We start from the raw sequence: 14240 nt of genomic DNA on the forward strand, positions 1-14240 counted from the left end.
GAGCGCGTTTTTGAACGTGAGGAGGTCATGGTGAATATTGTCAAGCGTATACAGCCACGACAGTCACTGGGCCGCCTCATGGGCCTATTTGCGGTGATGTTTGTGCTTGGCTTGGGCGCTTTTAACGGCGTGGCCCATGCCGGTTATGCCGCCATCGTGATCGACCCGGTCACCGGCGAGGTGCTGAGCGCGGTGAATGCCGACGAGCAGAACTATCCCGCCTCGCTCACCAAGATGATGACGCTGTACCTCACCTTCCAGGCGTTGCAAAACGGCAAGCTGAAGGTGGATCAGGAACTATCCGTATCAACCTGGGCGGCTTCCCGTGCGCCGACCAAACTGGACCTGCGCGCTGGCCAGACCATCTCGGTCAACGATTGCATCCTGGGCATGGTGACCAAGTCGGCCAATGATGCCGCGACCGTGGTGGCCGAAAGCCTGGGCGGCGGCTCCGAGAGCAAGTTTGCCGACATGATGAATGCCCAAGCGGCACTGCTCGGCATGTCTTCCAGCCATTTCGCCAACGCTAATGGTCTGCCCGATCCGGACAACCGGACCTCGGCGCGTGACATGGTCAAGCTGGCCATGGCGCTCTACAAGGATTTCCCGCAGTACACCCATTACTTCGCGACCAAGGAATTCGTGTTCCGTGGTCAACTCATCCGTGGTCACAACAATCTGATGGATCGCTACCCGGGCATGGATGGCCTGAAGACGGGCTTTACCGATGCCTCTGGCTTCAATCTCGCCTCGACCGCTGTTCGTGATGGCCACCGCTTGTTTGCGGTGATGCTGGGCGGTCGTTCGGCCCGTGCTCGCGACAACCTGATGGCCCGCCTGCTGGATGATGGTTTCGATCATCGTCCCACCCCCGACGCCCTGGTGGCTCAGGCCGGCGTAGGTGGCTCGACGCGCCGCGTGCTGGCAGCCCTCTCGCCGATCGAAACGGCGGATGCCGAGGATGCGCCGCTGACGCACCGCCGGGCTCATGCTTCAACAGCACCCAGCTGCAAGCCGCATCGCGGCAAGACCTGCCCGCAGGTCAGCAAGTCGGGCAAGCCCAGGACCAAAGCCAAATCCAGCCAGGGCACCACTCGCCTGGCGCATCGCGACCGCAAGGCCAAGAAGCCGGTGATGCTAGCGGCGTCGCAGGACAAGCACGAATAAGGGCGGGGACGCCCTCTTTGAAAGCCCTCTTTCGAAGCTTCTGGCGCATTGAAAGAAAATTTGTTTTTTCTTTCAATGCTAGCTACAGTGTTCCCCGACTATCCAGACGTATCGGGGGAATACCAACGCAATGGATGCCACGGATTTTCAGGCCCCTCAGGCTGGAACAGTGGTGCGCACGCCGCAAGGCTACCCAGCCTTTCATCCCGCCCCCTTGCCGCCAGACTTGCCTGCCTTCGGTTTTGGCGATCCTCTAGCGCTGGCTTTGTCCCGCGCCGATACGGCGCTTAGCGAGCTATCCGGCCTGGGGCGCCAACTGCCGAACCCGCATCTGCTGATCGCGCCCTATCTGCGTCGTGAAGCCGTGCTGTCCTCGCGCATCGAAGGTACCCAGGCCACGCTGGAAGATCTGCTTGCCGACGAGGCAGGCCAACATCCACAGGCCCCAGTGAACGATGTGCTGGAAGTCCGCAACTACGTATCGGCGCTGGAATACGGCATCCAACGGCTGGATACATTGCCGCTGTCGCTAAGGCTGGTGCGCGAGCTGCACGAGAAGCTGATGGACGGTGTGCGCGGCGAACAAGCTTCACCCGGTGAATTTCGCCGCAGCCAGAACTGGATCGGCCCACCCGGCAGCACGCTCGCTACCGCTACCTATGTTCCACCGCCTCCCGTGGAAATGAAACAGGCATTGGAGTCATGGGAGAGTTTCCTGCACCAGCGAGACACCTTGCCTGAGCTGGTGCAATGCGCCTTGATCCACGAGCACTTCGAAGCCATCCATCCCTTTCTGGATGGGAATGGACGCATCGGCCGCTTGCTCATCACCTTGTTTCTCATCGAGCGCGAACGGCTAAGCCAGCCACTGCTTTACCTGTCGGAGTACATCGAACGTCAACGCGATGCTTATTACACATGCTTGCAGCGCATTCGCACGCAAGGGGACTGGGTGGGTTGGCTGCATTATTTTCTTAACGGTGTGCAATGGAGCGCACGCCGCGCCGCGACCCAGGCACGCGAGTTGATGGACTTGCGCGAGCAGATGCGTCGCAAAGTTCAGCACGCATCCAAAGCGTTGGCATTGGTTGACGAACTGTTTGTCAATCCAAATATCAACACCGCGCGCGTGAAACAACTGCTCGGCGTTTCTGATCCTACCGCGCGCGCCGCATTGGGCGAGTTGGAACAAGCCGGATTGATTCAAGAACACAGCGGGCGCCAATGGGGACGTCAATATATCGCGCGCGGCGTGCTGCGCGCGATTGAGGCCCCTGCAAGCGACGCCAATACGGACGAGAACACTACGCATGCCTGAATTGAACTGGCTGGGCGATTACAAGGCCCGTAAAGCCGCCGCCAAAGTGCGGTACCGGCTGCTGCAAGCCGAGGTGCAAGTGGGTGATCCGGCCTCGATGCTTTACGAGCCGGAGTTATTGGCTGAGTTTGCCGATTTTTCGCTAGCAAATTTGCCCGTCGATCTTCCAAGCTTTCAGCGAGAGTCCAGCGTCCGCCCTTATTTGATCGACGTGGAGCGGGGGCGCATGCGGGTGGAAGAGGATTCTGCCCAATACAATCTGGATATCGATAGCGGGGATGATGGCATTCGCCGTGAAGACTTGCTGCGGGCGCTGGATCGCCGCTTGCGCCGCGACGATATTCTGCAGGCGGACATGATCGCTTGGCTTGGCCGTGTGCTGGACGGATTGCAGGCGCGTGGTTTCGAGCTGGCTTATCTGATGCGGCATGCGCGGACGCTGGCAGATGTCATGGCAGAGAGACTCGCTTATCTGCTGAGGCAAGAGCGGCATGCTGCATTTCAACAATCGCTGCTTGATGGTCATAGTCGTATACGCATCGACAGCCGCATGGCTTTTCAGTTTGATTCGGCAAACTATCCAGCGCGCTGGTGGTACGACGGAACTTATCGCTTCAAAAAGCATTATTACCCGTTGCCGGGTGAGTTGAAGGGTGACAATGACGCCGAAGAGACGCAGTGCGCCATTGTGCTGGACAGTTCCGCCACGGTGGAACGTTGGGTGCGCAACTTAGAACGGCAACCGATGGCCTCCTTTTGGCTGCCGACTTCGACAGATCGTTTCTATCCCGATTTTATTGCCCGCTTGAAAGATGGACGTTTGTGCGCGGTGGAATACAAGGGCGGTTATTTGGAAAGCAATAACGATTCGCGCGAAAAGCGCGATATCGGCTCGGTTTGGGCCGCCGCCAGCGAGGGGCGCTGTGTGTTTGCCATGGTCACCGACGCCAAGACGGCGGGCTCGTCGATGGAGGCGCAGTTGACAAGGGTTATCGGCGAATAGGGTGATGGCAGCTTTTCGATGTACTGCGAAGCTTTTGAAGGCGATGAAGGCTGTTCCCGTAAGTGATCCTCAATTACCACGCAATCGCCTCGGTGAATGGACGGCCAATCTTGTTCGAGTGTCACGTATTCAATTGGTGATTGCAGTCAGCGAGCCGACTCGCTTTGGGGTGGTCTTGGACGCCGCCCCCTATGTATTGATGCCGGAGCGATTTCAGCAAATGTTGTTTCATGCCTTGCAGTACATCGGCATTCCCGCTGATGCGGCCGTCGGAGAGGCAGAGGCGATGTGGCCGCTTGAGCTGGCCGCGAGCAATTCACGTTCGGTGCTGGGCACGCTCAATCAGTTCGCGGAGGAGGTGGCCAGCGCTGTTTACCACGGCCAGGCATGCTCGGCGAGAGAGTTGACGCAGAGGCTGAGCGGGACGCTAGTCCTGAGCCCCAAAGATATTGGGTCGCCCGCGGATCGCGTGCGCGAACGTTTTGGGTTGCCGCCGATCGACTGGCAAGCGAGGGGGCAGATGCAGATGCCTCTGGGGACGCTGCTGCATTGAACCCGCGTAAACGCAAACGGACCGCTCAAGGCGGCCCGTTTGGTGAAAGCGCAACTGGAAGGGCTTACAACTTAGCGTCAGCGCGCAACGCGTCAGCCTTGTCGGTCTTCTCCCAGGAGAACGCTGTGTAGGTCTTGCCGTCCGGATCCTTCACTTCATACGGGGTGCGGCCGAAGTGACCGTAGCTGGCGGTCTGCTGATACATCGGGTGGATCAGGTCCAGCATCTTGATGATGCCGTACGGACGCAGGTCGAAGTGTTTGCGGATCAGCTTTTCGATCTTGTCGTCAGCGATCTTGCCAGTGCCGAAGGTCGTGACCGAGATGGAGGTGGGCTCGGCCACACCGATGGCATAGCTCACCTGCACTTCGCAGCGGTCGGCGATGCCGGCGGCCACGATGTTCTTGGCCACGTAGCGGGCGGCATAGGCAGCCGAACGATCCACCTTGGACGGATCCTTGCCCGAGAACGCGCCGCCACCGTGACGGGCCCAGCCGCCGTAGGTGTCGACGATGATCTTGCGGCCGGTCAGGCCGCAGTCGCCCACTGGGCCGCCGATCACGAACTTGCCGGTCGGGTTGATGTGGAACTTGGTGTTCTTGTGCAGCAGCTTGGCTGGCAGCACCGGCTTGAGGATGTGCTCGCGTACGGCCTCGACCAGATCCTTCTGCTTTACATCCTGATCATGTTGAGTGGAGAGCACCACGGTGTCGATCGCTGTTGCCACACCGTCTTCATAGCGCAGGGTGACCTGGCTCTTGGCATCCGGGCGCAGCCACGGCAGCGGGGAGTTCTTTTTTTTGCGGACCTTGGCCTGCTGCTCCACCAGGCGGTGCGAGTAGTAGATCGCCGCTGGCATGAAATCCTTGGTTTCATGGGTGGCGTAGCCGAACATCAGGCCCTGGTCGCCAGCGCCCTGCTCTTCGGGCTTCTTGCGGTCCACGCCCTGGTTGATGTCGGGGGACTGCTTGCCGATCAGGTTCAGCACGCCGCAGGTCTCACCGTCGAAGCCGACTTCCGACGAGTCATAGCCGATATCCACGATGACCTTGCGGGTCAGGGCTTCCAGGTCGATCCAGGCACTGGTGGTGATTTCGCCGGCGACAACCGCCACGCCGGTCTTCACCATGGTTTCGCAGGCCACGCGCGCGCGCGGATCCTGCGCAATGATCGCGTCGAGGACAGCGTCGGAAATCTGGTCGGCGACCTTATCTGGATGACCTTCGGAGACCGATTCGGAGGTGAAGAGGTAATTGCTCATCGTGGCTTATATCCTTCTTTACGGATAAAGAGATGGAAGATGGAGATTGCGAATCATACACGCAGCTACCCGGTTTTTCACCGCCAAGTCTGGCGTATCCACACGACAGTGAGGCTGGATTCAGGCGCGGATGGCACTGCCCGGCCGAAGCCAGGGGGGTGCCCAGCCCGCGTCCGCAATGTAAGTCACCACTTTACGTCCACCTGGTACTCAGCAACTGGCTCGACGGCACCCCGTGGGACGTCGGCGACTTCGCCATCACCACCCCCGGCAGCTTCGCCTTCGACATGCCCGACTGGCTGCTCAACCGGGTCGCCGCGTGGAGTGGGTTAGTGACCTTCACCATCGATGCCACCTTCATCGACGACCACCTCATTCCCGCCGCCGTCTATCTGGCGGAAGGCTACGTCCAGCTCGGCAACCGGCGCGATCCGTACGGCGCCATCACCGTGCCAGGCAACGTCTACGAACTTAACTTTGATCCGCGCGACGACGTCGGCACCTCGAAGCGCAGCGTGCCAAGGACACCCTTGCGCAACTGCGTCCAACACAATAGCCCACCTAAAACAGGCCCTGCCACTCCATTTCAAAATCCAGCCCATCAAACGTCTTAGGAGCACTGTCAAACATCCCTTGGGGCGAATGCCTTGAACAAAACCAATCATCCCCCCGCTGGCGTCCTCGGTATCGGTATGGAAGCTTCCCTCTCCTCTGGCGCTTATACAGCGGAATTGCAGCGCTTTGACCGTAATTCGTTGTCCTCCCCCGAAAAGAGTTGTGACACCGCAACAGAGCCTTCCGCCGTTTTTGTCCGCAGCGCACTTAAGAATCTGCTGACTTCCTTCCGCCATCGCTCGGACTGGGTTGGTCCATGGCACAAACGAGGCTTGATGGCCTTCAAGTACATGTTGCGTTCCGCTTGTGTACCGCTGCGACATGCGCGCTTTCTATCTTTCGTTGCAGCCCACCCGCAAATGCGGGCTTATCAGCAGCGCGATCCTCGCATGTTGGAACGTCATAACCATCGTTATATGAACGTGCACTCGAGTCTGCGTGAACGCGTGGAACAGGTGCGGCAGCATTATCGTTTTGCACTGACACAGCTTCCAAGCGACCTGTTCGAGCTGATCTATGTCTTTGGCTATGCCAGTTTGGGATGCCTGAGTGCCAAGGATGGCTCCCTTCTGACTCTTTTCCTGCGGCCACCGATTTCCAATGGCTGCGAGGGTGAGCTTTACTTGCAGTTGTGCGATAGCAATGAAGATCCGCTCTACAGCATCGTGTTCACCGTATCCGATGAAGAGCCAGCGATCCGGATCGGCTGTCTGCAAGGTCCGCGAGGCGAAGGTGCGAAAGAGTTGGTTCGCGAACTGACGCGCAATATGTATGGCATGCGGCCTAAGCAATTGATGTTGTCGCTGGTCTATGCCTTTGCGAACCACTACGGTATCAAGCAACTGATGGGGGTCAGCAATGAAGCGCATCCGCTCCGGCGCAAAGGGCGTGCGATTTTTTCCGATTACGACGCCTTTTGGGAAGAGCAGCAAGGCCAGTTGACCAAGGGTGGCTGGTATGCCTTGCCGTCAACGCCGACGCATAAGAGTGAGGCGGAAGTGCCGAGCAATCATCGCTCTGCCTTCCGCAAGCGCGAAGCTTTCCGCCTGCAGGCCGAGCGATTGCTGATCAACGCACTGGTACAACCTATTCCCAAGTTGCCTGACTTCCAGGTACCGGAGCGTCAGAAGGCCAAGCGTCCGTTGCGGGATCTCCGGGTTGAAGCGTCTTGGGTAAGCTAGGCGCATCAGCCGCTATGGCTACGACGACGGTATCGCTGCCTATGCATGTGGACGAGATCGAGAAGCTGTTCCGCGAGCATAATCGCGCCCTGGTCGCCTTCCTGCAATGTCGGTTGAATTCGCGTTCCGACGCCCAGGAAGTCGCCCAGGAAGCCTACTTGCGCGTTCTGACCATAGACAACCGGGATGACATTGATTCCTTGCGCGGTTACTTGTTCAAGATCGCAGGCAACCTGGCCATTGACCGGCTGCGCAAGCGCAAGGTGCGCAGTGATTTCGCCGTGGCGCAGGCAAGTGAAGAACCAGTCGGTGAATCCACGCCGGTGCACCACGCGATGGCGGTAGAGCAAGTGGCGGGCATTCGGCGCGCGTTGCGCGAATTGCCGGCCAAGGTCAGTCAGGCGTTTGTGATGCACGTTATTGAAGGGCGCGACTTTGGAGTCGTCGCACAAACCATGAATCTGAGTGAGCGCATGGTGCGCTACCACGTTGCCAACGCGCTGGCCCATTGCCGCGCGAAGATAGACGAGAAGGAGATGTCATGATGGCAAAGATAACGCAGGACGATACCTTGCACATCGCCACAGACTGGTGGGTGCGTTTGCGTGCCCCGGATGCTACGGGTGATACCACCGATCAGTGGTTGGCCTGGACACAGGAAGATGCCAGCCACCTGGAGATGTTTGAACGCATCAACGAACTTGCTTCGCGGCTGGGTTCGCTCGACAGCATCTCGCGTCAGAGCCTGGTCAACGCCTTTGTCAGCGCCGCCGCGCCGCGGCGCCGCTGGCTGCCACGGGTGGCGGCAGCATCGTTTGTCGCAGTGATTTTCTCGGGGCTCGTTTATTTCGCCTGGATCCAGCTTGCGCCAGGCGTCAGCACGCAGGTGTACAACAGCGCCATCGGACAGAATCGGGACATCACTTTGTCAGATGGCACGCAGGTGGCGCTTGGCGCGGCATCCACGATGACCACCCAGTTCAGCAAGGGGCAGCGTCACATCGAACTGACGAATGGCGAAGCCTTCTTCCGGGTGGTGCATGACCATAGCCGTCCATTCGTGGTAGCCGCCGGCGATATTTCGGTGCGTGACATGGGTACGGCTTTCGATGTGCGGCGCACCGGCCAGCAGGTCACCATTGCCGTAACGCAGGGACATGTCGAGATTGCCGACATGAACCTGAAACCGGGCGAAACCCAGCGCGGTACTTTGGAAGTCAAGGCGGGACAAATGGTGTCCTACGATCCTGGCACCTCGGCCATGACAGTCGGCAGCATCACGCCTGAGCAAGCCACGGCCTGGCGTAGTGATCGCCTGGAGTTTATTGACGAGCCACTTGCCGTAGTGATCGCTAATGTGAACCGCTACAGCCACCGATCCTTGCATATTGCTGACGCCGACCTGGGCAAGCTGAGCTACACCGGCAGCATTCGTACGGATGCCATCGATAGCTGGTTGAATGCTTTGCCACAGGTCTTCCCTGTGCGTGTGAGCAAGGACGCCAATCAGGTCATTCTTTCCGACGCACAGCACCCATCTTCGCATCGCTGAGCAAATGGCTGCCCGCTCTCAAAGGATCGAGTCAGCGAAGCAAGAGGGCTGTATATAAGGAGTGAAAAGCGCCTCACTCCATGGCAGACTAATGCCCCCTGCGTGGAGTTAAGGCAACGCTGAATAAATCATGAGCCGATTTGCCTGGCTGCTCGCTTACGGCTACCTGACGTTGGTGTTTGCCGTTTGTGGCGCCACGCCGGTGCCCGTCCATGCAGCAGAGCAACCGGTCGGCACGCGCTTCGCCATACCTGCCCAGCCGCTTTCCGCCGCGTTGATCGCGTTTGGCAAGCAGGCCAACGTGCAGGTGCTCACGGCCGGGCAGACGGTGGATGCACTGCGCTCGCACGAAGTGACTGACCTATTGGGCGTCGAAGCTGCCCTGGGCAAGCTGCTTGAAGGCACGGGTATGACATTTACCTTTGTCGACGCACGCACCGTGGTCGTCAAGCCCTTTGCCATGCTGGCTGGGACAAAGTCCAACTCGGCCTCGAATTCCACCATAACGGCAACGACGTTGTTGCCGCCTATTCAAGCCATCGGCCTGGTAGGCAGGGATGAAGGCTTTATGGCCGATGTCAGCAGCGGTCCGACGCGTAGCATGTCCGATCCACTCGACGTGCCACAGTCGGTGGGCATTGTCACGCAAGGATTGCTGCAATCCCAGCAGGTTCAGACCATCGCTGAGGCGATCCAGAATGTGGCAGGCGCACAGTATGTAGAGGGTTCCAGCGGCCTGCCTATTTTCATGGTGCGTGGTTTCATTACCGGCAACGGCATGACGGATGGCATGCCCAACAACGTCCAGGGTATTGGTGATTTTCCGCCGATGATCGGCGTGGAGCGGGTGGAGGTATTGAAGGGGCCTGAGTCCGTGCTCGGCGACACCTCTGTGAATAACAACTTCGGCGGTCTGATCGACGTGGTGCTGAAAAAACCGCAACCCGAGTCGATCCGCCAACTCACGTTTTCAATCGGCGAATATGGCGAAAAGCAGTTGGGACTGGACCTTGCCGGCGCCTTGAATGCCAGCCGGTCATTGAGTTATCGCCTGGTGATGAACGGTGACTACTCCGATCACACCCAGCAAGGTGTGCGCGGCCAGCGCAATCGCTATGTCGCGCCATCCATCGGATGGTCGTCACCTAAGACAACCTTTATCGCCGGCATGTCGTGGATGATGAATCACATGCCGATTCCGAATCACACTGTATTGCTCGACGATACGTTGTCTTCGGCGGCGCCATTTAGTGTGCGACTTGATAATCCAGATGACCACACTGCGATTGAGACGCGTCGGTTTTATTACATGCTGGAGCATCGCTTCAATCATATGTGGTCGTTCCATAGTCGTGCGCAGTACGTGCGTGAATCCATCGATGCGCAATATTGGTCAATGAATGACATTAAGCCTTCCGGTGATGTGGCAGCCATTGCGCAGCATTATCACACCGCCGATGCGTATTATGTTTTGCAGAATGACGTGACGGCCTCGTTCGGCCATGGCTGGATGCAGCATTCGGTGATGCTTGGTTTTGATTATTCGCGCATACAAGGTGGCAGCAGTTACAACGTTGATTTTGGCATGCCATACAACATCTTTACCGGTGGGCCTCTGCCAGCGATCATCTCAACGCCTTCTTCCGAAGATATCGCTAGTGGGTACTTTTCAAGTAGCCCATGGATTACGGAAACAGGTCTGTTTCTGCAAGACCAGATGACCTTAGGTATGCATTGGCAAGGGATGGTTGCGTTGCGTCGCACGGGTTATGAGTTGCAAAGCTACGACCCTAACGACGACATTGTCTCGAGCCAGCACCGAGTGCAGTGGGTGCCGAATTATGGCGTCATGTACCGGCCCACGCCCGATATCGCGATCTATGGCAGTGTCGCCAACGGCTTCCAGCCCGATACGGGCGTTGGCAAGGACAATCACCCTCTGCCGCCATCGTTGTCACGTCAGATTGAGTTGGGCACCAAGTTCGACCTGTTCCAGAACAAGGCACGACTGACCGTGGCCGCCTACCGTATCATGCTCAACAACAGCTCGGACCTGATTTCGTTGCAGCCGCCGTTTTACTACAGTCATGGACCGGGGCAGTCGAACAAGGGCGTCGAGGTTGAGTTCAACGGACAGATCCTGCCGGGCTGGAATGTCAGTGTGGCGGCTACCCATGCGGTCATCCACAATGATGATGGCTCATTGCCAATTGGCGCGTCGCGGCGGCGCCTCAATCTGTGGACTAGCTATACCTTCCAGAGCGGCTGGCTGCGTGGCTTTGGCATTGCGGGCGGTGTGCTGGCGCGCAGCAGTACGGAAGGACAGACGTCCGATACGACAACCTACATCCATATTCCAGGACAATCTGACGTGGCGGCGAATGTGTTTTATCGCGCTTCCCGTTGGAGTGTTACGTTGGGTGTGAAGAATCTGCTTGGTCACAACCTGTACGGCTCGCAGTTCAACGAAACCTTTGTGCCATTTCGCAATCGCCGCACGTATCTGCTGAGTGGCGCGGTCGACTTTTAGCCGCATGCTTCCACCCATGCACTGGAGTGGATCGTTATCGTTCGATATAAGCGCAAGAAAAAAGGCCTGTCTACAGACTAGGGTGGGATGACATCCTTTTTCGCCATAAGCGAACATGAAATCTGGATGCAAGGCCATTCAACCGCCCGCCGGGCGTTCCGCGACTGTCAGCGGATATGCGAATAAGGAATGAGGGTGTGCGCTTGGTTGACCGCCAACAAACGACCGCCAACAAATGGAGCGTTCACCTTGGCGCATCCGACATTCAATTTGTTTACAGCGCGAACAAAGACGTCGCATCAAATCACGACGATGATCAAGTGTGCGTGCGCAATATTCGCGTGAACAAGAACTTTCGGTGGCAGTGCATGAGCGAAAAACACAGGAAAGTTGAACATCTTTATGTGTTAGCTCGATGCAAATGCATGCGTTATTGAAGGATGATGGATTTGAATCGATGTATCTGCAGTGAAAAACATGTTGTGTCGATGCAACGATGAATGTGTCACGTACATGCACAAATATGCGTATGCGCGGAATATTTTGCGTCTAAAAGAAAATGTGATCGACTTCATGCAAGTGTCATCTTTCTATCACGCGAATTGCATGCTAGAAAGGCGGAAAGGGGAGAAAGCGACTACAGCAAGCAAAAGTCGCATCGCTTTATTGCAGTGAAGGCAACAAGGGGAGGTCGTTTCACTTTTTACCGAAGACGTCAGTTGTGCATTTGCGTTGGGTGCATCGTGGCTCTGCCATGTCGCCGCCTTTACGGGACGCATCGAAGATTCACGAGCCCCATTTCTTACAAAAAACTCCTTGGGGAGATACACACGTGATATTTGGAACCGTACGTCATGGCGGCCACCGCGCCGCCAAGTTTGCGTTTACCCTATTGGCAGCCAGCCTTGCATCGGCCTACGCTGCCAATAGCCACGCAGCCGTTACCATCGGCTTGCTGTCGAAGCCACAGATTACGCAAGTGCCGAACAACAATGATCGCGTCACCATTCCGGGCAATGTTTCGCCCCACGCCATTGCCGCCAACGACAAGGGCCGGGTTGATGATTCGACCGCCATGAATCACATGCTGCTGGAGCTCAAGCGCCCCGCCGATCGCGAGCAGGCGTTGCAAGCGCTGATGCAGCAGCAGCTCACCAAAGGTTCGGCGAACTATCACAAATGGCTGACCAATACCGAGCTGGGTGAACAGTACGGCCCGTCCCAGATGGATATCGACACGATTACCCACTGGCTGGCGTCACAAGGTTTCATCGTCAACAAGGTGTACCAGAACGGCATGACGATCGACTTCTCCGGTAACGCGGGGCAAGTGCATCAGGCATTCGGCACCGAGATCCATCACCTGAACGTCAAGGGCGAGAACCATATCGGCAACATGAGCGATCCACAGATTCCGGCAGCGTTCGCAAATGTGGTGGAAGGCGTGGTATCGCTGAACGACTTCCGTCCGCATGCGAATTACAAGCAGCATGTGGATTACACCTTCACTGAAAGCGGCTCCACCTACTACGCCGTCACGCCGGCCGACCTGGCAACGATCTATAACCTCAATCCGCTGTTTACCGCAGGCGTCAATGGCAGTGGCCAGACCATTGCCCTGATCGAAGACACCAACGTGTATTCGACCAGCGACATCACGACCTTCCGTTCGACCTTCGGCTTGCCAACGGCCAACTTCAGCCAGGTCCATCCGGAGAGCTGCACCAATCCGGGCGATGTGACCGGCAACGATGGCGAAGCCGAGCTTGACGTGGAATACGCCGGTGCCGCGGCACCGGGTGCAACACTCGAACTGGTTTCCTGCGCCGATACGTCCACCACCTTTGGCGGTCTGATCGCGATGGAGGGCCTGCTCGAAGCCGGCCATGCGCCCACGGTGTGGAGTGTGAGCTACGGCGAGTGCGAAGCGGAAAACGGTGCGACGCAGAATGCCGCATACAGCTCGACTTATGAAAGCGCCGCGGCGGAAGGTATCTCGGTGTTTGTCTCTTCCGGTGACGAAGGTGCGGCAAGCTGCGACGCCGACGAAAGCAATGCCACGCACGGTATCGGTGTGAGCGGCTTCGCATCGACGGCTTACAACGTAGCCGTGGGCGGCACCGATTTTGGCGATACCTATGCGGGTACTAGCAGCACTTACTGGAGCTCCAGCAATAGCTCGACCTACGGTTCGGCCTTGTCGTACATCCCGGAAATTCCGTGGAACGATTCGTGTGCGAGTTCACTGATCGCCACCAAAGAAGGCTACAGCGCAACGTATGGCAAGAGCGGTTTCTGCAACAGCAGCGTGGGTAAGGAAAACTTCCTGACCACGGCTTCCGGCAGCGGTGGCCCTAGCGGATGCGCCTCCGGTTCGCCCAGTACCAGCGGTGTCGTGAGCGGCACCTGTGCGGGCTGGTCCAAGCCTTCGTGGCAGTCGGGTCTGGTCGGCAACCCCAGCGACGGCGTGCGTGACATTCCGGACGTATCGCTGTTCGCCGCGAATGGCGTGTGGGGTCACTACTACGTTTATTGCTACAGCAACAAAGCAGGTGAGGGCGTCGCGTGCACGGGTGCTCCCAGCGGCTGGGCTGGTGCAGGGGGCACCTCGTTCGCTTCGCCGATCATGGCGGGCATCCAGGCATTGGTGGATCAGCACAACAGCTTCACCACGGGTGCGGGTAATCCGGCTCCAACCTATTACTCCATCGCCAAGACGGAGTACGGCTCGTCGGGCAGCAGCACTTGCAACTCCAGCAATGGCAAAAGCGTGGGCAGCTCGTGCGTGTTCTACGACGTCACCCAGGGCGATATGGATGTGAATTGCACCGGTTCGCATAGCTGCTACAAGCCCTCGGGCACGTACGGTGTGCTGTCGACCTCCACGTCCGCCTATGACCCGGCGTATGGCACGGGTACTGGCTGGGATTTCGCCACGGGCATCGGTTCGGTGAATGCCTACAACCTGGTCTACAACTCCGCCTGGTAATCGGCTTCATGGTGGTAACGCTGACGCCCCCTGATTTTCCCTGTCTCTTGATCACATTTTCGTGCGTGCGA

At 57.9% G+C, this 14240-nt stretch carries 11 protein-coding genes; 10 read left to right on the top strand and 1 reads right to left on the bottom strand.

Annotation, left to right across the window (positions count from 1 at the left end; genetic code table 11):
- Positions 1–27 precede the first annotated feature (27 nt).
- The 4 genes from EO087_RS13745 (at position 28) to EO087_RS13760 (ending at position 4041) form a co-directional block, all read left to right on the top strand.
- On the top strand, positions 28–1167 hold the full coding sequence (locus tag EO087_RS13745) for a D-alanyl-D-alanine carboxypeptidase family protein (RefSeq protein WP_240669062.1): 1140 nt from the start codon (positions 28–30) through the stop codon (positions 1165–1167).
- A 130-nt stretch (positions 1168–1297) separates the two neighbouring features.
- A complete protein-coding gene (locus tag EO087_RS13750) occupies positions 1298–2485 on the top strand; it encodes a Fic family protein (RefSeq protein WP_128899364.1) in 1188 nt (395 codons plus the stop codon).
- Positions 2478–3488 (top strand): hypothetical protein, encoded by a 1011-nt coding sequence (locus tag EO087_RS13755; protein ID WP_128899365.1) that lies wholly within the window; start codon positions 2478–2480, stop codon positions 3486–3488. Before EO087_RS13750 ends, EO087_RS13755 begins: the two co-directional genes overlap by 8 nt.
- Before the next feature lie 34 nt (positions 3489–3522).
- A complete protein-coding gene (locus EO087_RS13760) occupies positions 3523–4041 on the top strand; it encodes a hypothetical protein (RefSeq protein ID WP_164931850.1) in 519 nt (172 codons plus the stop codon).
- 64 nt (positions 4042–4105) lie between these two features.
- Here the strand turns inward: EO087_RS13760 and metK are convergent, their stop codons facing one another.
- The gene (metK, locus tag EO087_RS13765; RefSeq protein ID WP_128899367.1) at positions 4106–5302 is read right to left on the bottom strand and encodes a methionine adenosyltransferase; all 1197 of its coding nucleotides are present in this window, start codon (positions 5300–5302) and stop codon (positions 4106–4108) included.
- A 32-nt stretch (positions 5303–5334) separates the two neighbouring features.
- On the opposite strand from metK, the gene EO087_RS13770 reads away from it, so the two are divergent.
- The 6 genes from EO087_RS13770 to EO087_RS13795 all read left to right on the top strand — a co-directional run bounded on the left by EO087_RS13770 (position 5335) and on the right by EO087_RS13795 (position 14169).
- Positions 5335–5916, top strand: a complete 582-nt coding sequence (locus EO087_RS13770; RefSeq protein ID WP_128899368.1) for a hypothetical protein — start codon at positions 5335–5337, stop codon at positions 5914–5916.
- 291 nt (positions 5917–6207) lie between these two features.
- A complete protein-coding gene (locus EO087_RS13775) occupies positions 6208–7098 on the top strand; it encodes a DUF535 family protein (RefSeq protein WP_240669209.1) in 891 nt (296 codons plus the stop codon).
- A gap of 14 nt (positions 7099–7112) precedes the next feature.
- Positions 7113–7643 carry a sigma-70 family RNA polymerase sigma factor gene (locus tag EO087_RS13780; protein ID WP_128899370.1) on the top strand — a complete coding sequence of 177 codons (531 nt, stop codon included), beginning with the start codon at positions 7113–7115 and terminating at the stop codon, positions 7641–7643.
- Positions 7640–8650, top strand: a complete 1011-nt coding sequence (locus tag EO087_RS13785) for a FecR family protein (protein ID WP_240669063.1) — start codon at positions 7640–7642, stop codon at positions 8648–8650. Before EO087_RS13780 ends, EO087_RS13785 begins: the two co-directional genes overlap by 4 nt.
- A gap of 130 nt (positions 8651–8780) precedes the next feature.
- A complete protein-coding gene (locus EO087_RS13790) occupies positions 8781–11180 on the top strand; it encodes a TonB-dependent receptor (protein WP_128899371.1) in 2400 nt (799 codons plus the stop codon).
- An 832-nt stretch (positions 11181–12012) separates the two neighbouring features.
- Positions 12013–14169 (top strand): S53 family peptidase, encoded by a 2157-nt coding sequence (locus tag EO087_RS13795; protein WP_164931852.1) that lies wholly within the window; start codon positions 12013–12015, stop codon positions 14167–14169.
- Positions 14170–14240 lie beyond the last annotated feature (71 nt).

Origin of the sequence: Dyella sp. M7H15-1 (assembly GCF_004114615.1) — a bacterium.
Taxonomy (GTDB): domain Bacteria; phylum Pseudomonadota; class Gammaproteobacteria; order Xanthomonadales; family Rhodanobacteraceae; genus Dyella_B.